The organism is Candidatus Campylobacter infans (genome assembly GCF_013416015.1).
GTDB classification, from domain to species: domain Bacteria; phylum Campylobacterota; class Campylobacteria; order Campylobacterales; family Campylobacteraceae; genus Campylobacter; species Campylobacter infans.
Window position 1 is genome coordinate 1,232,615 of the sequence record NZ_CP049075.1, and the last position, 17,784, is coordinate 1,250,398.

Consider the following 17,784-nt stretch of genomic DNA (forward strand, 5'->3'; position numbering starts at 1 on the left):
CGTTTATTTCATCAGTGTAACCATAATGACTAGCCGCACTGATGATAAAAGGACAGCTAGTCAAAAGAGTAGTTTAAAGACCTGCTCAGGTCAAAAATTTGCTTAAATTCGTATTTTTTAGCTAAAATAAAGTTAAAAAACGAAATTTAAAGCGAAATTATGCGAAATTATGCCTAAAAAAAAAGGAAATGTCAAGTAATTTTTTAAAAAAAATAAAAAAAAGGTGTGTTTAAAATGGAAATTGCTAGAAAAATCAGAGAAAGTAGAGAAAGAAAACGAATGACCCAGAAAGAATTAGCAGAAAAAATAAGAATTACGACTAAAACACTACAAAATTATGAAAATGGCTCCACTAAACCAAACAAAGCTATTTTAGATGAAATTTTAAAAATATTAGAAATAAGAGAAACTAACGAAAAAGAACAAGAACAAGAAAACGAGCTTTTAAGATATTTCAGAAAATTAAATGAAATAGAAAAAGAATTTTACATAGCAGATATGAAAACAAGAATTTTAAAAAAGGAAATTGAATAATGTTAAAAATAATTATATTCTTAATAAGCCTAGCTACTATAATTTTAATTTTTATGGCTTTTAAAAAAAAGAAAAAACAAGAAAATAAAATAATAAAAGGAAAAGAATACGAAACAAAAATAGCAAAAATATACGAAAATAAAGGATTTAAAATTTTTTATAACGGAATCTCAAAAGGAAAAAAAGATGAAGGCATAGATTTAATTGCCTGGGCTGATGATGAAGTAATTTTGATTCAATGTAAAAACCACGAAACACAAATAAAACAATCAACACTTAAAATTTTCTACGCAGACACTCAAATGTATATAATAAACCACGAAAAACAAATAAAAAATAGAAAAGTAATTAAAAATTTTGTGTCAAATTCTAGCCTTAATTACGGGGCTAGAATTTGGCTAGAAAATAACAAAACAAGTATAGATTTTATTCAAATACAAGCATAAAATAGGGTTCGAATCCCTCCCTGTCCGCCACCAGTTCTTTAAAGTTGTTTTCAAAAGCTTTCACAAAATGTTTTTTAAGCCCGATTTTTAGAGCGTTTTGCTAAAAAGTTGCTTTCAGTTTGTTTCATTATAATTCAGGTTACAATCCAGCACCAAAGCAAAATTTTAAAATTTTTGTCACCCTTTTTCAAAAAAAAGGACAAAAAATGAAACTTACAAACGCGTCTATAAAGGCATTAGTGCCAAAAAAAACCATATATTACAGCAGATGAAATAGCTAAAAACTTAAACTTTCAGCAAGGACTATTAAAGAACATTTCACCATTCTAAAAGCAAAATTTAATAGAGTATTTTGGTAGTAAAAAAACGGATATTAGATAGTAAAAGGCTAGCATAATTACTAAAATTATTAACTCATTACAAGTGTAAAAGCATGGGGTTAAAACCACAATTCTAGCGATTATATCGCGCTTTTGCATAGTTGTAATTTTTAAATTACAACTATGCTACAACGATGAAAATATTTCCTGCTTTATTTTACTACCCTTTATTATGTTTATTATTTATACTCATCTTTTTTGGATGTTGTTATAAATATCATCTGAAAGTGGTGCAAAAATCTCATTCCTATAAATATCGTTGTCCAGCAACGCACCATAAAAAGAGCTAAAATTCTCATAGTTACTTGTCAAAATATCTACAACTTCATCATTGTAAAGTTTTGTAAAATCACTTTTAGTATTATTTTTTGCTCCGCTTTGTAGTGTTTCGCTATTTAGTAATTGATTTGTGATGTCTATTATTGCTTGAATTTCTGCGTTTTCTTCCGCGCTTAGCCCTAAGTTTTCATTGATTTTTCTTATTATATTTGAGAGTAGATCTAGCTTAGATGTTTTGATTGTCATCGCCCCAAATGCGCTAAGCTCCATTACCGGATCTGATATCACTTTTACTCCCGTATAAGTTTCATTTTCTAGAACTTGGACATCTTCTATGCTTATATTTATTTCTATATTCTCGCCATTTTTTACGACTTCTACCATATGTCTTAGCAAAATATCTATAAAAACATATCTATTTTTTAGCTCATCGCTAAAAGTATCACCAAAAATGAGTTTTAAACGCACATAAATATTTAAATACTTTATAAGCAACCCTTTAAATTCTTGTTTGTGCTTGTCATCTAGCTTATTTATTTCACCTACTACTTTTGTAAAATACGATTTTATCCTACTTTGAGCTTTTTTACCCATAGTAGCAATAGCATTTGCTACGCTATATTCATCAAGTGGCATTAAGATATTATATCCATCTATCTTTGCGCTAATATCAATCAAATCAGCCATATCAATTCCGTCTTTTAGCCAAGTGTGCGTATAATACGGCGCAAAGCTCTCCATAATATCATCAAATTGATTTACAAAATCAAGCACAAAAGTAGTTTTTTGTGGATATTCAGGGCAAATTCTATTTAGGCGCGAGAGCGTTTGAACCGCACTTATGCCTTTTAGCGTTTTTATCACATACATCACGCAAAGCTTGTTTTGGTCAAAGCCAGTTTGATATTTGTTTGCTACAAAAAGCACCCTTCGCTCATCTTTGTCAAACTCTTTTGGCAAAGCACTCTCACTTATGCCATTTATCCCACGCTCGCTTAACACTTCGCCATCTATCACTACTTCGCCACTAAATGCTATCAAAGGCTTAAAATCATATCCTTTGCTATCACAATAGTCCTTAAACGCTCTAAAATACCTTATCACGCTCTCTATATCCTCACACACCACCATAGCCTTTGCCTTAGCGCCCAGCAGAGCAGAGCCACTACCAGCAAAATGCTCGGCTATCACGCCTACACGCTGTTTTATGATATCACTATTATTTTTGATTATATCTCTTATTTGGCGTTTTGCTTTGCTTTCTTTTACTTCTTTATCATCTTCGTTTAGCGCTATTTTATAAAATGTATTAAAAGTAGTATAGTTTTCTAACACATTTAGAATATAGCCCTCTTCTATGGCTTGTTTCATTGAGTATAGATGAAATGGCACATAAAAGCCACTTTCGTTCTTTTGCCCAAATATCTGCAAGGTGCTAGACTTTGGTGTAGCTGTAAAGCCAAAAAGACTGATATTGCTAGGCTTGCTCGCACCGCCAAAATCACTACTTAGCGTATCTAGTAAAGCCTCCATATCTCCACCGCTCGTGCTTGAGTGCGCCTCGTCTATTATCACCGCACTTCTTATGTCAAAGTTTTTTAAATCATCTTTGATATACAAAAACTTTTGTATAGTAGTTACTATTATTTTTGTATTGCTTTTTAGTGCTTCTTTTAGCTCTGCTGAGCCACACTTATCGTCTAGGGTTTTGATAAAACCTTCTTGGTGTTTTAGCTTTTTTATCTCATCTTGGAGTTGTCTATCTACTACCTTTCTATCAGTTACTATTATTACACTTTCAAAGCACACAGAGCCATTTTTGTATAGACCACTTAGTGCGTATGCTAGCCATGCTATGCTTTTTGTCTTGCCTGAGCCTGCGCTATGCTGAATTAGATAGTTTTTATATTCATTGCTAGATAGGATATCGCTTTGTATTTTATTTACTAGATCCATTTGATGATAGCGAGGGAATATCATCATGCCATTTTCTTCAAATATAAAATTTACTATTAAGTTTATGATATTATCTTTTACTAGCACTTCTTCCCATAGATACCACACATCACTTATTTTATCATCTCTATTGTCATTTCCTGCGCCTGTGCTACTGTTCTTGCCTTTGCCTTTGTTAAAAGGTAGAAATTTTGTCCCATAGCCTTTTAGCTCTGTGCTCATATAGCACTCGTGTAAATCCAGCGCAAAAAACACCACCGCCCCAAGCCTAGCATCAAATAGTCTTGTAGTTGGGTTTCTATCCTCTTTATACTGCTTTATAGCGTGTTCTACGCTCTGGGCTGAGTAATTGCTTTTTAGCTCCATACACGCAAAGGCTATACCATTTACAAATATTACAAGATCTACACGCTCTTTATTGTCCTTATCAGCATTTACTTCTTGCATTATGCTTATTTTGTTTTGCTCGTATTTTTGTGCTAAATCAGCGTTAAAGCCTGATCTTTGTCTATCATAAACTAGCTTAAAATCATAGCCATTTATATCCACACCATTTTTAAGGCAGTATAAAATTCCCTCTTTTATGATATATTCATTTATTTTTGCGATTATTTCATCATCACTTAGATTTAAAGCATTTAGGGCTTTTTCTTGCGTAGCTTTTAGAAATTCCAAAAGCAACTCTTTATCCATTGCTAAATTTTTATCATAGCATGTAGCACTTCGCTCAAAAATTCCATTTTTGGCAAATTCTTTTATTATATCAGCTTGATATTGTGTTTTTTCATCATATATAGTTTTAGCCATTTTATCTCCTTTGGAATTATATTTAAGTAACTCTTTTAGTTTAGTTTTGATTTTTTTAATAGCAATGCTGATTGCTATTAAATTTCTAAGCTTTTTGCTTCTACTAAATTTTTCATTTTATTTAATGTTAAACTCATATAAATATTCATTCTAACTGAAATCCAAAATGATGGACTTTTCCCAAAAATAGTACCATATTTTGCAGCATCCATAAAAAATTTGTAACCCCAATTATCTACTATATTAAGTTTTCTTATAATTTCATTTTCCCAGAGTGTTTGAGCGATTTTTATATATGCTTCTTCGGTACTTGTCACTTCATCTGTCCTATTTTTTTTATAATAAACTACTGCTTCATTATTATTTATAACTGGAATATCAATTCTAGGAATCCAACCCCTGGCCTTCATGTCGTATCTTATAGGATAAGTACAGCCATAATCACCATAACAATATTTGCTAGATAAATTTTTAATATAATACTCTTGCTCGTTTAGTTTAATCTTCCCCTCATTCTCAGACAAAGTTTTTGGAAAGCTTGAAGCAAGATAAATTAGACTTTTAAAATTTTTTATATCATTAGCTGTATTTAATTCATTATATTTATCCAAGCAGTCTAAAATTAAAATAATCTTTTTGCGATTATCAATAATCTTTAAATACTCATTTAAATTTTCATCAACAGGTAGTCTTAAAGCAAGGGTTTCGAACTCATCTAAATTTAAAATTTGCTCTTTTACATCATCACTTTTATCGGAAGCAAAGTGAATGCAAGGAATTAAATTTTTAAAATCTTTTTTATATTTTTTTACAAATTCAACCCATTTTTTAAAACCATTATTTGGGGATAGAAAATCTCTAATTTCGTTGTTAATCAAATTTTCTTCTGTGGAAACATCTAAAATAAAATGAATATCCTTAAAATCTTCTTTTAACTCATTCATTTTTTTATCAATACTTCCAGTAAGATTATTTTTACTTATGCGTGACTTTGTAAGTGCTAAAATAGGTAAAATTCCATTTTTATTTTCTAATTTTGAAAAAGCTCTCAATTCTGAACTTCTAGTTTTTAAAGCTGGGAAATAAAAATATTTCATCAATACTCCTTTATTAAACCAAGCCTATAAGCTCTATATTTTGCCGCCGCTGCCGAAACGCCAAAATGTTCTGCGATATCTCCTAACCTAGTTTTTCCACTTTTAATAATATTCAAAAAATCATCTTTTGGCATTAAAAGTTTTGCCGCAAACTCGTTTGCTTCAAGTTCTTTTTGATTTTTTGTATTTTCGCTTCTAAATAGTGCCACATCTTTTATGCTTTTATTATCTATTAAATATTCTCTATGCATACAATAATGCCCAAACTCGTGAGCCAATGTAAATCTTCTACGCTCATAAGAATGGTATTTGTTTATTGTAATTATAAATCCATCACCGATATATTCAATCATACCACTAATTTCTGAACTTAAATCATCATCAATAACCTCAATATTATCAAAAGTATTAACATAAGTATAAATATCAAATGGTGTTAATGTTATGTTCTTATCTTTTGCGTCTAAAAGCATCATATCCCAAGTTATTATTTTTGTTTCTTTTTTCTCTTTTTTACTTGATATAAATGCCATATTGCTATCCTTTAATCTGACTGTTGTCAATCTTTATATATTCATCTCTATGAGAATCTTCTTTTCCTTCTAGTGAAGACAATCTTCGCTCTATATCATCATATTTACTATCCACAATGCGTTTAATTTCTTGAGTTATAAGTTCATTTTTTCTATCCTCAAATTCATTAGATTTAAAATATTCATCTATTCTATCATTCATTTGATCATTGATTTTGCTCCTTATATACACAAAAGATAATAGTGCAAAAGTTCCTAAAAGTGCAACTGTAATCATTAAGATATTTGAATAAGTGCTAGTATAAATTCCAAAATAATCTTTTGGAGAAATAATTTTATTTTGTGTAATCAATGTTTCTAGTGTTGAATTTAAGTCCATTGTTACATTCATTTCATTGCTGACAAAATAGACATCAGAAATTTCTTTACTTAAAAAATGCCAATGCATTAAAAAGCATATAATAGTATAAGTAAACAAAATTAAAAAACTTATCCAATTTAAACTTATCACATTTAATTTTGTCACGCTAATTCCTTTAAGTAAAATCTATTTTTTAAAAGAAAAAAATCTCTTTCATTTTTAAATGCTTCAAAACACTCCAAATAAGCTTCTTTTAAATCTTCAATTAGTTTCTTTTTAATTTCTTTTTGTGAAAAATTCTTAGATATAAAATTATACATTTCAAACACATTTTTTTTATTTTTTGCTAATTTTTGAGCACTACTCCTAGAAAGCAAAAGTGCTCTACAAAAAGAGCTTGGTTTATTTTTTAATGGTTTTTTTATTAAAGCAAATTTACCGCAATCATGTAAAATAATTCCTATTCTTTTATCTTCAAATCTAGCTATTTCTTTTTTAAACTTTTTATCCAAAACCAAGTAAAAATAATCAAATGTTAATAAATAATCCATAATCTGTCCATCAATTCTGCGCAAATCATCTCTAGCTGTCTTAATCTCATAAGCAATCAAATTATCCCCATTTAACAATATTAAATCGGCAATTCTTTTCGCCTTTAAAAAAGGTATTCCACTAGCCATTAAATTAATATTTTTATATTTTTTCAGTAACCAACATGAAAATTTCTCACAAAAATCGTATTCACAATCAAACATAAAACTACCTTTTACACACTCAAATAAAATAAATTTTTATTATTAAATATAAATTTTTACTCACTCCACTCATTTTTTTTATAAATTCCAAGAATGCTTATTTTATCATTAGAGTTCTTTGCGAAATTTTTTCGCTCTTTCTTTGCTGTCTTTTGCGATACAATAAAAAATATCTTGCATTTCACTCTCAAATCGTGGTGTGGTGGTTATCGCCATTTTTCCATCTCTTTTTCAAACTCGCTAAAAGGTCTAGTCTTGATCTGGCCTAATTTGACTGCTGCAACATCAGCTTCATAGATTTTATATCTTTCATCGTTAAAGCTTTGTATTTTTATCTCTTTGTCGTCTTTGCGTGCTAAATTTGAGCAATACTTGCGATTTGTTCTAATAGTGCATTATCAGCTTTTATCATCAAACCTCTCATTCTAACTCCTTTTTGATTTTTGAAATTATAGCAAATTTAAATCTCTTTTTTACCTGTTACACACTCATATATCAGGGCTTTTTTGTATTCTTTTAGAGTTTTTATTTGCTCTTTGTAGTTTGCGCTTAAATTATCGATTTTCTCGCATTTTTTATCCAAAAACCCTGCAATTTTTTCTTGCTCGGCAAGTGGGGGATAAATTACGCTTATATTATTTAAAATTTTATTATTTATTATAGGTAAAGTATTAGTAGAAGCCTCTAAAATTATTTTATGTTTTATAAAATGTAAGTAATAAAGCAAAAATTTAGAATTTATATTAAATGGTACTAAAGCTGTAATTTGTTGATTACAATAACTTTTTTCTAACAAATAACCAATTTTTCCAACAGTAGCACCTATACCAATCAATAAAATTGTATTACTATAAAATAAAGAAAAATTACTAATTTTTAAAGATTTTTCAGTTATAAATTTATCAGCTTTAATGTTAAAATTTTCATCAATATTTGCTGGTGTTATCCAAGGATAGCCATTATTTTCAACATTTATACCAAAACTATTATTAGGTGTTCCGCCTGTTTTTAATTTCGCTATATACTTGATTTTTGAAATCTCCCAGTGTTTTGGGATTTGCCCTATCCAAGGAATTCCGCTATCTTTAAATTCTAAAATTTTAGGATTTAGCCCTTTGGTTACGCATTGTGTGATAAGGGCTTTTTTGTACTCTGCTAGGCTCTTTATCTTTTGTTCTAAATTCTCTATACTGCTATCAATACTAGCGCACTTTTTATCCAAAAATTCTGCAATTCTCTCTTGCTCGTTAAGTGGGGGATAAGGCACTAAAATATTTTTCATATTACCCCAGCGAGTACTCCATAAATCATCCACAATTCCATTGCCATATTTATAAAATTCATCAGCAAATAAAGTCGTGTGAAAAAGCCAATCAAAATATTTAGAATTCATATTTTGTCTAGGCTCTAAAACAATATTGATTAAAGACACAGAACCATTAAACTTTGAAATTCCGCAAGAGCCACGACGATCTAAACGGCTATTTATCACAAAATCACCTATTTTAACAAGTTTTCTATTATCTCCATTATCTGTTTTTGCTGCATTTTCTAATTGTGGCAAAATTCCTTTTTTGGTAACTGAAAGTGGCTCAAAATCTTTATCACTTACTTTTTGATTTCTTTGTGAATATAAATGATTTATTTTTGTTACTTCCCAATGTTTTGGAATTTCGCCTATCCAAGCAATACCGCTATTTTTAAAGTTAGTATTTTTAGTATTCATATTTTAAGTTTATCCCATATTCTAAATTTGATATTCCATTAAAAGCATCTTTAAGATTAAAATCAAGCCTTAGAAGTAGAATTTCTATATTTGTTATGATTGACTTTGCTTTGACTTTTGGCGGTCTGTTATGAAATATATTATTTCTTTCTTTTCTAATGCGAGAAAAAGTATTTAAAAGATGTTCTTTTGTGCCAAAGCTTGGTAAATTTTGATTTTTGTATTGTTTTTCACCAGCGAAAATAGGCTGAAAAATTGCCCAGTTATTATCTATAATATTTTCTAAATCCCCTAGCATAAATAAATCAAGCACTTCAAAACTATTTGCTGTTTCTAAAAAATCTTCATTTAGCTTATTTATTTTTACTATATGATTTACTTTTTTAATAAGCCATAAATTTAAGCGATTTACAAACCAATCATCTTTTAAATCAGGGTTTGAGCTGTAATTTTGCGATAAAATAAAAGCCATTTTTGAGCGAAGTGCTGTTTCAAAAATATGAATAATCAAAAATAATGCGTGATGAGTTTTTATGCGTTTATTATAAATACTAATAACCAAATCAAATATATTTTCTATATTTCCATGTTTTTTTATGAAAATTCCAGCTTCTTTTGCGCTACCTAGCAAATATCCATTGTGTAACAAGAATATTGATTTTTCTAGTTTTTCAAAGCCTTTGAGATTTGAGCTTTCATCAAAACCGATATTTTCACATAGCTTTTTATATGCTTGCGTTTTTAGATACAATTTCTTATCCTTTTATAATCTTGTAAGAAAATTTATCATATAATCCACGCAGTTTAGGGATCAAATCGCCATGACTTAGGTGAATACTCGAAAGAGATGATACTCTAAGCTTTTTTATATTATTTCTTTTATTACTCATCAAAAAGCCCATTTTCAAGCTCTTTTGTTTCTTTTTCTAATCTTTGGAATTCTAGTTTTATTTGCTCTGTGCTTTTTGGGCTTTGGTATTTGTAGAAATAGCGAGTAAAGGGGATTTCTGCGCCGATTTTGTTTTCATCAAAAGCCTTTGCCCCTTTTAAGTGTGGCAAGACTTCTTTTTTCATATATTCATCAATATCGGCATTTATGTTTATTATCTCGGAGTCTTTTGAGTCTTTGTCGTATAGAATTTCGCCTTTTTTGTCTGTTTGAATATCTGCGTTTTCATCATCACGGCTTAGGGCGGTGGCGATTTTTTCTAGGGTTTTGGCGTCATTTTCTAAAACTGCTTTAAGCACTTTTATAAACTCGTCTTTGTTTAAATACACTTTATGGCTTGTTTTTGCTTTTAGCTTTTGCGTGATATTTTCGCAAAGCATTTTTGCGCCTTTTTGCTTTTCTAGCTCTTTTTGCTCTTTTGGGCTTAGTTCGTCTTTGGCTAGTAGGTCTGCTAGCTTGCTTTCATTATAAAATGCGCTTGGTAGATTTTCTAGGCTTTCATCTGTGATAGAGTAGCTTTTTTGAAGTGGGGTCATAATGGTGTATTCTTTGTAGATAAACTCGCTATTTGAGTAAATTTTACATAAATTTGAGTTTTGAAATTCTGTGTAGATTTTGATTATTTGGGCGATGTTTTCTTTGCTTAGCTCGTTTCGTTTGTTTCCCATGGCTTTGCGAAGTTTGAAAAAAAAGTGAGCTAGCATCTATTAAGGCTAGTTTGCCTTTGCGATCCTTAGGCTTTTGTTTTCTTAGCACCCAAATATAAGTGGCTATGCCTGTGTTATAAAAAAGCTCAGTAGGCAAGGCGATAATAGCATCTATATAGTCGTTTTCTAGTAAATAACGGCGAATTTGGCTTTCGCCTGAGAGTGTATCACCGCTAAAAAGAGGCGAGCCGTTTTGGATAATGGCGATTTTGCCATTATCTTTTATCCTTTCTAAGGCTGATTGCATAAAAAGTAGCTGAGCATCGCTTTTAGCTGGCAAGCCTGCTAGAAAGCGAGATTTTTCTTCAAAGGCTTTTTTTACAGCATATTCTACGCCATCTTTTGCCTTTTCTCCACCCCAGGGCGTGCCAAAAGGTGGATTTTCTATGATGAAATCAAATTTTTCATTTGCGAATTCATTATTTTTTAAAGTATCAGTTTTTAGGATATTTTGCTCTTTTTGACCTTTGATTAACATATCGGCTTTACAAATAGCATAGGACTCGCCGTTTATCTCTTGTCCGTAGAGATAAACTACGGCGTGTTTGTTTTTTTCTTTTATGGTTTCGTTTGCGACTGAGAGCATACCGCGCCTGTGCCACAAGCTTGGTCTAGCACAGAAATAACTCTATTTTCTCCGCTAACATCAGCATCAAAAAGTAGAATTTCTACCATAAGAGCGATGATATCACGCCCTGTGTAGTGGTCGCCTGCTTCTGCGTTTTCGCTAAATCTGCGTATAATGTCTTCAAAGATGTAGCCCATTTTGTGATTTGGCACGCTTGCTGGGTCAAGGTCTAGCTCGCTAAAAGCCTTTACTATGCTAAAAAGGCAGTTTTCTTTATGCATTTTTTCTATTTGTTTTGGGAAATCTAGATTTGCTAGTATTTCTTTTATATTTGCGCTAAATCCGTCAATGTAGTTTAAAAGATTTGCTTTTATGTTGTTTTGGTCGTTTAGTAGCTCTTTTAGATCAAAACGGCTTGTGTTATAAAAGTTATATCCGCTTGCTTTTTCTAGCACAGTAACTGGACAGCTAGCATCTGCGCTAAACTTGGTTAAAACTTTGCTTTTGGTATCAGCCAAAGCACACTCAAAACGGCGTAAAATCACCATAGGGATAATGACATCTTTGTATTTGTCGCTGGTGTATGCGCCACGGAGTTTATCGGCGATATTCCAAATAAAATTTACTTCTTTGCTGATGTCCATTTTTTACCTTGTTTTAGTGGTTTTTTTGATATCATAGCATAATATGGAGCAATTATAAAAGAGATTTTGGGCTTAATGTTTGCCTAAAAAAACTAAAATACTTTTTAAAATTTCAATTTTACTACTTTTTGCAACATTTAAAATTTACATTTAAAAAATATATTTTTTTCTTTGCTACAATGCAAGGTTTAATTTAAAATTAAGGAGCGAAAATGCAGACTATCGATGCCATTTATGCGCGCCGTTCTGTGCGCAAATACCAAAACACAATGCCAAGCGATGAGCAAATCACAACGATTTTACAAGCTGCTTGTATGGCACCATCAGCTACGAATTTACAGCCGTGGTATTTTGTCGCGGTGCGCTCAAATGAGAAAAAAGCCGAGCTTTTAAGCTTTATGGAAGGCGTAAGCGAAAAAATGCGCCCGATGCTTGAAGAGCGTTTTAAGGATTATCCTGAGGTTATTAAAGAAACGCTAACTTTTATGAAAAGTCTTGGCGATGCGCCTGTTTATGTGCTGGTTTTTGAGCAAAAAAATTACGAACATAAAAATTTTGCCGTGCTTCAAAGCATTAGTGCTGCTACGCAAAATCTAACCATCGCTGCTGCTGATTTAGGGCTTGGGACTTGCTGGATGACAGCACCTATCCAAACCGGTTTTGGCAAAATCATAGCCCAAAAATACGCCCCAGATAAAGGCGAAATGATAGCTATGCTTACGCTTGGTTACCCTGCAACACAGCCTAAGGCTCCAAAACGCAAAGATGATAGATTTGTGATTATTTAAGCCAAATTTTAAAATTTCATCTTTATAAATATGGCTTTTAGCAAGTTTGGCTAAAAGCCACTAGTATTACCGCGCCCAAATTTTAAAATTATCTTTTAAAATTTTAAACTTTTAAACTAAGCTTTTACATTATAGCCAAGCTCGATTTGCTCTACTTTTTCATAGGCGTTTTGCGTGTTTTTATTGCTTAAAAAAAAGCTATTTATGATTAGCCCTTGCGCGCTTATGGCTTGTTTTAGTTCGCTTGTGCGCGCTAAAATCATATCCTTAAAATCAGCCTTTGCGGTTTGAATGCTGATGTCTAAATATTTATTTTCACTAAGTCCTAAAACCACGCTTATATCGCCAAATTTTATAAAATTTAGCTCAATTCTTGCATAAAATCTGTCTTTTTTCCCGCGTTTAAAGGCTACTTGGGAGCTAGCTAGCTCGTCCCAGGTGTATGGCAGGTAGGTTTGGATTGAGTTTTGTGCGTAGCTCATTAGCTGGTGGATTTCGATTTGGGTTAGCATTCTATTTACTGCTTGGTTTATGTTTTGTAAATTTTGAGTTTGTGAGCTTTCGCGCAGGTTTAAAAGCACGCTTTTTAAATCATTTTGTAAGTTTTTTAAGGCTTCGTTTGGTTCATTGGCTTTTATTTTGCTAAGTTCTTTTTGGGCTATTTTACTAGCGCGCTCTAAGCTTTTAATCTCGCTTAATTCGTTTTTTATATTTGCTAGTTTTGGGTCTATTGAGGTAATTAGGCTATTTATGCGGTTTGCGATGGCGCTAATTTTGCTTTGGATATTTGTGCCGTTTATATTTTGGCTAATGGCTTGATTTAAAAGATCTTGTGGCATAGCTTTAAAATCCTTATTTAGCATATTTTGGGCTAAATTCTGGGCTGGATTTTGGCTTTGGCTTGTTTGGTTTTGGGCGTTGTTTTGATTATTTAGGGCGATTTTATAGTTTTTATCGCCGTTTTTTAGCATTTCAAGGGCGGATTTTAGCTCATTTGCGTTTTGGTTTATTGCTTGGCGGATTTGCTTGGCTGGTTTTAAATTTTGTGCTTCAAGGTTTAGATTATTTATGCTTTTCATTATTTCATCTAGGTTTTTTTCTAGCGTGTTAAAAGCATTGATTGATGAAGCACTTGGCTTTGGATTTTGGCTTAATTTATCTAAAAATTTTACTAAATTTTCAAATTTATTAGCCCCTTCAAGCAATAAATTAAGCGCCGAATGCTTAATAAGCGCGTTTTTAGCATTTTTACTAGCGCTTAAAAGCTCGTTTAGATCGTTTAAATTTTTACTAGCGCTCGCATCATTTGGCAGATTTAAAATGCCCATTTTTAATTCATTTGAGCTAACATTTTTCATTAGGCTAATTAGCTCTTTTATTTTGGCTGGAAAGCTTTGTGGTTCTAGGCTTTGAGCGATTTTAGCTTCAAGCATTATGCCTGAGTTTTGGATATGATTTGTAAGGCTTTGGGCTTTGATATTGTCTATTGGCTTAATGAACTTTTGTAAGGCCTGTGTAAATTTTGATAATTCTTCGTGGTTTTTTAGCTCTTTTAATAATTCTTTTATATCGCTTGCTAAATTTGGCGCAACTTGTAAGGCTTTGCCATTTAGGCTTTGTTCGCCTGATTTTAGGCTGTTTAAGAGCTTGTTTGTGAGATTTGCTAGCTTTTTATCAATTAAAGCACTTTGCTCATCAAGTATATCGGCTTTTGAAAATAAGCTTTTTGGGCTTTGCTCGGTGGTAGTTTTTTCGCTTTTACTAGTTTTTTTATCTTTTAATTCTTTATCAATTATTGGCTGGTTTGGTTGATTTACTATAATCATTTTACTTGGCTTGAAAATATTTTAAATCGCCTTGTAAATGGCGTTCGTTTGTCTTTTTGCACGCTTTTATTAAAGCTAGCAAAAATTACCAAAAAACTAAGCGCAAAAGCATAAAAATACATAAAGCCATCTGCGCCAAAAATTTTCATCAATTGGCCTATTAGTGGCGTTGCTATCAAGCTAGCTAATAAATAGCTAAATAACTGCGCCCTGCCAACTTCTACACACATTGTTTTATCTTTTATCTCATCATTTGCCCTAGCAAGCGCAAGCGCATAAAGCACGAAAATCCCAGCACCCAGCGGAATAATCAAAACATAGCTTAAAATTCCATTTGGCTTTAAAAATATAAAACCAAGCACAGCAGATAAAGAGAGCAAGCAAGCTACAATCATAGCATTTTTGCGCCCAAATTTATCGCTTAAATTCCCAAAAAACAAATGCGATAAAAATCCGCCCATCATTCCTAAAATAATCACCATCGCTGCGCCATTCTCGCCTAATCCACTAAGTATAGCCCAAAGCGTTGCCATACTCAAAAAGCCATTTATACAAAATCCGCCTATAAAGCTAGCTATTAGCGCAAGGCTAGGCACTGCGTAAATATTTGGCATACTAATTTTTGTAGCGTTTGGAATGCTAGGACTTTTAATGCCCAATAAACTAAGCGGAACAAAGCCTAAAACAATGAAAATAGCACTAATTATAAGCACATGGGCTGCGCTTAATTTTAAAGCAATAAAAGCTGCACCAATAGCAAATGAGCTATAAAATAAAACCTCATAAATTGCAAGCGTGCGAGAGCGAATTGAGTTGATTATGCGAGCATTTATCCAGCTTTCTATTACTAGCACAATGCTATAATAAGCAAAACCCATAAAAAAGCGCAAAAATCCCCATAAAATTAAGCTATCGCTAAAAACACCAAGCAATGCAGAAAGCGCAAAAATAGCGTTAAACACGCTAAAAGCTCTAATATAGCCCACGCGTGCTAAAAGCCACTGCGCACAAAATGTGCAAGTTAGCGCACCAGCGAAAAAGCACGCATTTACAATGCCTATGCCAAGCTCACTAGCATTTATGCGCGCTAGCAAAACCCCAGCCGAGCTTACCAACAAGCCATCAGCGATAAAAACAAGCCCGCCAGCCATCATCAAGGGAGCAAGAGATAATAAAATTGCTAAGGTAATATTCAATTTAATCCTTTAAAACATTAGCTAAAAGCGCGCCAAAGGGCATTATCGCAACGCCAGCTAAAAAAGATATCGGCTCAAAAAGATTATTTTTAAGTAGTCCAAAAAAACAAAGCACCAAAAGAGCATAACCCGCCAAGCGCAGTGGCCCAAAAGCGCCAATAAACTCATACGCACTAAATGGAATTTTAGCTTTTGTGGGGTTTTTTGCGTTTGGATCATTAAAATTTGGCTTAGTTTTTGGGGTTTGTTCTGTTTTATTTGGGGTTTTAGTTAAAATTTCATCATAATTATTTTTGCTAAGCTCATCAATTTCATCGTCAAAAATTTCATCATCAATATCGTTAATAAGGACATTTTGCGCTTTTAATTTTACGCGTTTTGCATAGCTATAAAAGCTAGCAAGAGCTATTAAAAAAGCACAAATCAAGCCAAGCTGAGAATTAAGAATATGAATAGCTCCAAAATACGCACACACGGCTATCAAAGCCAGATCCAGCCCAGCATAAAATAAAGCAAATTTTTTAAGCATTTTCGTTTTTTGGATTATCATTTTTACAAGGATTTTGATTTAGCTCATCGTAGCTTTTTTGCTGAGATTTATACGCTTTATAGACATTATTTATAGCAGCTGCTACGCCTATGAAAATGCCAATACCAAGGGCGAGATTTGAGCCTGTAAGGCTTCTTGCCCACCAGCCAAGCCCAAAGCCTATAAGCACGGCTACTACGATAGAAATCCCAAGACTTAGGCTATTTGCAGCAGATACTAAATTTTGTGTTTTTGTCAAAGTAGATCCTTTAAATTTTGTTAGTTAAATTTTAATTTATTGTAAATTTTAACTAGTGATATTATTAAAATTTACATCAATGATAAGCGCGATTTCATCGCAGTTTGGAAAGTGTTTGCATTTAATGCAATCGCTCCAAATTTTTTGTGCTGGCAGATCTTTTTTATCAATTTCTTTAAATCCTAGACTTTCAAAAAATTCGCGCTGATAAGTTAGAGTAAAAACTTGTTTTAGCTCCAAATCACAAGCTTTTTTTAAATGCTCATTAACTAATGCTCGCCCAACTCCCATGCGCCTTGCGTTTTTATTTACGATTAGGCTGCGGATTTCAGCAAGCTTGGCGTTTTGAACATGCAAAGCACAATATCCCAAAAGCTCGTTTTCATCGTTAAGAGCTAGTAAATATGAGCGGATATTTGTGGCTACTTCGTCATCGCTTCTTGCTAGGATTATGCCACGGGCTACTTCATCTGCTACTAAATCTTGCATGCGCGCTATATCGCTTAGTTTTGCTTGTAAGAGTTTCATTTTGATCCTGCTAAATTTGGCGCGATTTTACTGATTTTTTTATAATGATTAAATAAAATTTGGCTAAATTGTGATTTTGCTTTTAATCTCGCGCCTTAAAGCTAGCAAAAACCATGCAAAATCCCATTATGAAAAGCAAAACAAAGCCAAGCCCAAAAGCAAAAAGCGTACAATGTGCCATATTTAAAATTTTAAATTGCGGTAGCAAAAACCAACCATCGCTGTATAAATTGATAAAATAGCTTTGAATATCGCTTAAATGGACATTTGGCGGCACTGCTGGGCTATCGATACCACAGCCACCAGTTGGCAAAAACAAGCTAGGCCACCATTCATCAAATTTTAAACCAAAAGGATAATGCGGATAAAGCGAGCAGTTTTGCACGCCAAAGGGATTTTCGCTTTGGATTGCGTTGTGGTTATTTAATAATTTAACGCTACACATCATGCCAAAAATACAAGCAAAAAAGCCAAAAGCATAGCCAAAAAGTCTTAAAATAATGATTTTTGGGTTAATACAAGCTACAATCCCGCCCAAAGCCATACACAAAAAAGCAAAGCGAATATAAACGCATTGTTCACAAGGTGGCATATATAAATAATGCTGAAAAAACGAATGCGCGATGATTACAAGCAAGATCGAAGCAAAAGCCATCAAAAACCAAATAAATCTTTGTTTTTGCCAAGTTGAAATTTTATTTATCATAATGAATTGCTTTCAAGATAAAAAAAGCATCAGTGGTGGCTCGGCCACCCCCGCAGCTAGCCTTAAAAATGTTGATTTTATGGGCTTTTGCGCTTGCTAGGCTTTTTGTAGTGGCTAATACGCTGACTAAAAGCCTAGAAGCTAAAATCCCGTTTTTCATATTATATTAACATTATCTTAATTTAGATTTAGCCTCCATAAAAACGCAAA

At 32.4% G+C, this 17,784-nt stretch carries 19 protein-coding genes; 3 read left to right on the forward strand and 16 right to left on the reverse strand.

Translation table 11 applies throughout. The features are described 5' to 3' along the window. The first annotated feature begins 234 nt into the window (after positions 1–234). Both CINF_RS06180 and CINF_RS06185 read left to right on the forward strand, forming a co-directional pair. Positions 235–534 (forward strand): helix-turn-helix domain-containing protein, encoded by a 300-nt coding sequence (locus CINF_RS06180; RefSeq protein WP_179974893.1) that lies wholly within the window; start codon positions 235–237, stop codon positions 532–534. After that, positions 534–980 carry a restriction endonuclease gene (locus CINF_RS06185; RefSeq protein ID WP_179974894.1) on the forward strand — a complete coding sequence of 149 codons (447 nt, stop codon included), beginning with the start codon at positions 534–536 and terminating at the stop codon, positions 978–980. The genes CINF_RS06180 and CINF_RS06185 overlap by 1 nt, the downstream gene beginning before the upstream one ends. A gap of 569 nt (positions 981–1,549) precedes the next feature. Here the strand turns inward: CINF_RS06185 and CINF_RS06190 are convergent. The 10 genes from CINF_RS06190 to CINF_RS08890 all read right to left on the reverse strand — a co-directional run bounded on the left by CINF_RS06190 (position 1,550) and on the right by CINF_RS08890 (position 11,742). Then, the gene (locus tag CINF_RS06190) at positions 1,550–4,402 is read right to left on the reverse strand and encodes a DEAD/DEAH box helicase family protein (RefSeq protein ID WP_179974895.1); all 2,853 of its coding nucleotides are present in this window, start codon (positions 4,400–4,402) and stop codon (positions 1,550–1,552) included. Between the two features lie 77 nt (positions 4,403–4,479). Continuing rightward, positions 4,480–5,499, reverse strand: coding sequence for a beta family protein (locus CINF_RS06195; protein WP_179974896.1), 1,020 nt, complete (start codon positions 5,497–5,499; stop codon positions 4,480–4,482). After that, positions 5,499–6,032, reverse strand: a complete 534-nt coding sequence (locus CINF_RS06200) for an ImmA/IrrE family metallo-endopeptidase (RefSeq protein WP_179974897.1) — start codon at positions 6,030–6,032, stop codon at positions 5,499–5,501. The genes CINF_RS06195 and CINF_RS06200 overlap by 1 nt, the downstream gene beginning before the upstream one ends. Positions 6,033–6,036: 4 nt before the next feature. After that, positions 6,037–6,558, reverse strand: a complete 522-nt coding sequence (locus CINF_RS06205) for a hypothetical protein (protein ID WP_179974898.1) — start codon at positions 6,556–6,558, stop codon at positions 6,037–6,039. After that, positions 6,555–7,148, reverse strand: coding sequence for a sce7726 family protein (locus CINF_RS06210; protein ID WP_179974899.1), 594 nt, complete (start codon positions 7,146–7,148; stop codon positions 6,555–6,557). Before CINF_RS06210 ends, CINF_RS06205 begins: the two co-directional genes overlap by 4 nt. 460 nt (positions 7,149–7,608) lie before the next feature. Further along, positions 7,609–8,874, reverse strand: a complete 1,266-nt coding sequence (locus CINF_RS06215; protein WP_179974900.1) for a restriction endonuclease subunit S — start codon at positions 8,872–8,874, stop codon at positions 7,609–7,611. Next, a complete protein-coding gene (locus tag CINF_RS06220; RefSeq protein ID WP_179974901.1) occupies positions 8,864–9,625 on the reverse strand; it encodes a CAAX protease in 762 nt (253 codons plus the stop codon). Before CINF_RS06220 ends, CINF_RS06215 begins: the two co-directional genes overlap by 11 nt. A gap of 131 nt (positions 9,626–9,756) precedes the next feature. After that, positions 9,757–10,491 (reverse strand): hypothetical protein, encoded by a 735-nt coding sequence (locus CINF_RS08880; RefSeq protein WP_205195794.1) that lies wholly within the window; start codon positions 10,489–10,491, stop codon positions 9,757–9,759. After that, positions 10,403–11,116, reverse strand: coding sequence for an HsdM family class I SAM-dependent methyltransferase (locus CINF_RS08885; protein WP_205195795.1), 714 nt, complete (start codon positions 11,114–11,116; stop codon positions 10,403–10,405). The genes CINF_RS08880 and CINF_RS08885 overlap by 89 nt, the downstream gene beginning before the upstream one ends. Continuing rightward, positions 11,089–11,742, reverse strand: coding sequence for a type I restriction-modification system subunit M N-terminal domain-containing protein (locus CINF_RS08890; RefSeq protein WP_205195796.1), 654 nt, complete (start codon positions 11,740–11,742; stop codon positions 11,089–11,091). Before CINF_RS08890 ends, CINF_RS08885 begins: the two co-directional genes overlap by 28 nt. A 212-nt stretch (positions 11,743–11,954) precedes the next feature. On the opposite strand from CINF_RS08890, the gene CINF_RS06230 reads away from it, so the two are divergent. After that, positions 11,955–12,530 carry a nitroreductase family protein gene (locus CINF_RS06230; protein WP_179974902.1) on the forward strand — a complete coding sequence of 192 codons (576 nt, stop codon included), beginning with the start codon at positions 11,955–11,957 and terminating at the stop codon, positions 12,528–12,530. A gap of 116 nt (positions 12,531–12,646) precedes the next feature. Here the strand turns inward: CINF_RS06230 and CINF_RS06235 are convergent, their stop codons facing one another. The 6 genes from CINF_RS06235 to dsbI all read right to left on the reverse strand — a co-directional run bounded on the left by CINF_RS06235 (position 12,647) and on the right by dsbI (position 17,574). Then, positions 12,647–14,356 (reverse strand): hypothetical protein, encoded by a 1,710-nt coding sequence (locus CINF_RS06235; protein ID WP_179974903.1) that lies wholly within the window; start codon positions 14,354–14,356, stop codon positions 12,647–12,649. Next, positions 14,353–15,552, reverse strand: coding sequence for an MFS transporter (locus CINF_RS06240; protein WP_178697039.1), 1,200 nt, complete (start codon positions 15,550–15,552; stop codon positions 14,353–14,355). The genes CINF_RS06235 and CINF_RS06240 overlap by 4 nt, the downstream gene beginning before the upstream one ends. Position 15,553: 1 nt before the next feature. Continuing rightward, positions 15,554–16,081 carry a hypothetical protein gene (locus tag CINF_RS06245; protein WP_179974904.1) on the reverse strand — a complete coding sequence of 176 codons (528 nt, stop codon included), beginning with the start codon at positions 16,079–16,081 and terminating at the stop codon, positions 15,554–15,556. After that, positions 16,074–16,340: an AtpZ/AtpI family protein gene (locus CINF_RS06250; protein ID WP_178697037.1), complete on the reverse strand. Its 267-nt coding sequence runs from the start codon at positions 16,338–16,340 to the stop codon at positions 16,074–16,076. Before CINF_RS06250 ends, CINF_RS06245 begins: the two co-directional genes overlap by 8 nt. Before the next feature lie 48 nt (positions 16,341–16,388). Continuing rightward, the gene (locus tag CINF_RS06255; protein ID WP_179974905.1) at positions 16,389–16,868 is read right to left on the reverse strand and encodes an N-acetyltransferase; all 480 of its coding nucleotides are present in this window, start codon (positions 16,866–16,868) and stop codon (positions 16,389–16,391) included. 82 nt (positions 16,869–16,950) lie between these two features. Continuing rightward, positions 16,951–17,574 carry a protein-disulfide oxidoreductase DsbI gene (gene dsbI / locus CINF_RS06260; RefSeq protein WP_179974906.1) on the reverse strand — a complete coding sequence of 208 codons (624 nt, stop codon included), beginning with the start codon at positions 17,572–17,574 and terminating at the stop codon, positions 16,951–16,953. Between the last annotated feature and the right edge of the window lie 210 nt (positions 17,575–17,784).

What these genes read in the sequence shown, in the direction of transcription:
- CINF_RS06180 (WP_179974893.1), top strand. Translation starts at nt 235, where the DNA reads ATGGAAATTGCTAGAAAAATCAGAGAAAGTAGAGAAAGAAAACGAATG.
- CINF_RS06185 (WP_179974894.1), top strand. Translation starts at nt 534, where the DNA reads ATGTTAAAAATAATTATATTCTTAATAAGCCTAGCTACTATAATTTTA.
- CINF_RS06190 (WP_179974895.1), bottom strand. Translation starts at nt 4,402, where the DNA reads ATGGCTAAAACTATATATGATGAAAAAACACAATATCAAGCTGATATA.
- CINF_RS06195 (WP_179974896.1), bottom strand. Translation starts at nt 5,499, where the DNA reads ATGAAATATTTTTATTTCCCAGCTTTAAAAACTAGAAGTTCAGAATTG.
- CINF_RS06200 (WP_179974897.1), bottom strand. Translation starts at nt 6,032, where the DNA reads ATGGCATTTATATCAAGTAAAAAAGAGAAAAAAGAAACAAAAATAATA.
- CINF_RS06210 (WP_179974899.1), bottom strand. Translation starts at nt 7,148, where the DNA reads ATGTTTGATTGTGAATACGATTTTTGTGAGAAATTTTCATGTTGGTTA.
- CINF_RS06215 (WP_179974900.1), bottom strand. Translation starts at nt 8,874, where the DNA reads ATGAATACTAAAAATACTAACTTTAAAAATAGCGGTATTGCTTGGATA.
- CINF_RS08880 (WP_205195794.1), bottom strand. Translation starts at nt 10,491, where the DNA reads ATGGGAAACAAACGAAACGAGCTAAGCAAAGAAAACATCGCCCAAATA.
- CINF_RS08885 (WP_205195795.1), bottom strand. Translation starts at nt 11,116, where the DNA reads ATGCTCTCAGTCGCAAACGAAACCATAAAAGAAAAAAACAAACACGCC.
- CINF_RS08890 (WP_205195796.1), bottom strand. Translation starts at nt 11,742, where the DNA reads ATGGACATCAGCAAAGAAGTAAATTTTATTTGGAATATCGCCGATAAA.
- CINF_RS06230 (WP_179974902.1), top strand. Translation starts at nt 11,955, where the DNA reads ATGCAGACTATCGATGCCATTTATGCGCGCCGTTCTGTGCGCAAATAC.
- CINF_RS06235 (WP_179974903.1), bottom strand. Translation starts at nt 14,356, where the DNA reads ATGATTATAGTAAATCAACCAAACCAGCCAATAATTGATAAAGAATTA.
- CINF_RS06245 (WP_179974904.1), bottom strand. Translation starts at nt 16,081, where the DNA reads ATGCTTAAAAAATTTGCTTTATTTTATGCTGGGCTGGATCTGGCTTTG.
- CINF_RS06255 (WP_179974905.1), bottom strand. Translation starts at nt 16,868, where the DNA reads ATGAAACTCTTACAAGCAAAACTAAGCGATATAGCGCGCATGCAAGAT.
- dsbI (WP_179974906.1), bottom strand. Translation starts at nt 17,574, where the DNA reads ATGATAAATAAAATTTCAACTTGGCAAAAACAAAGATTTATTTGGTTT.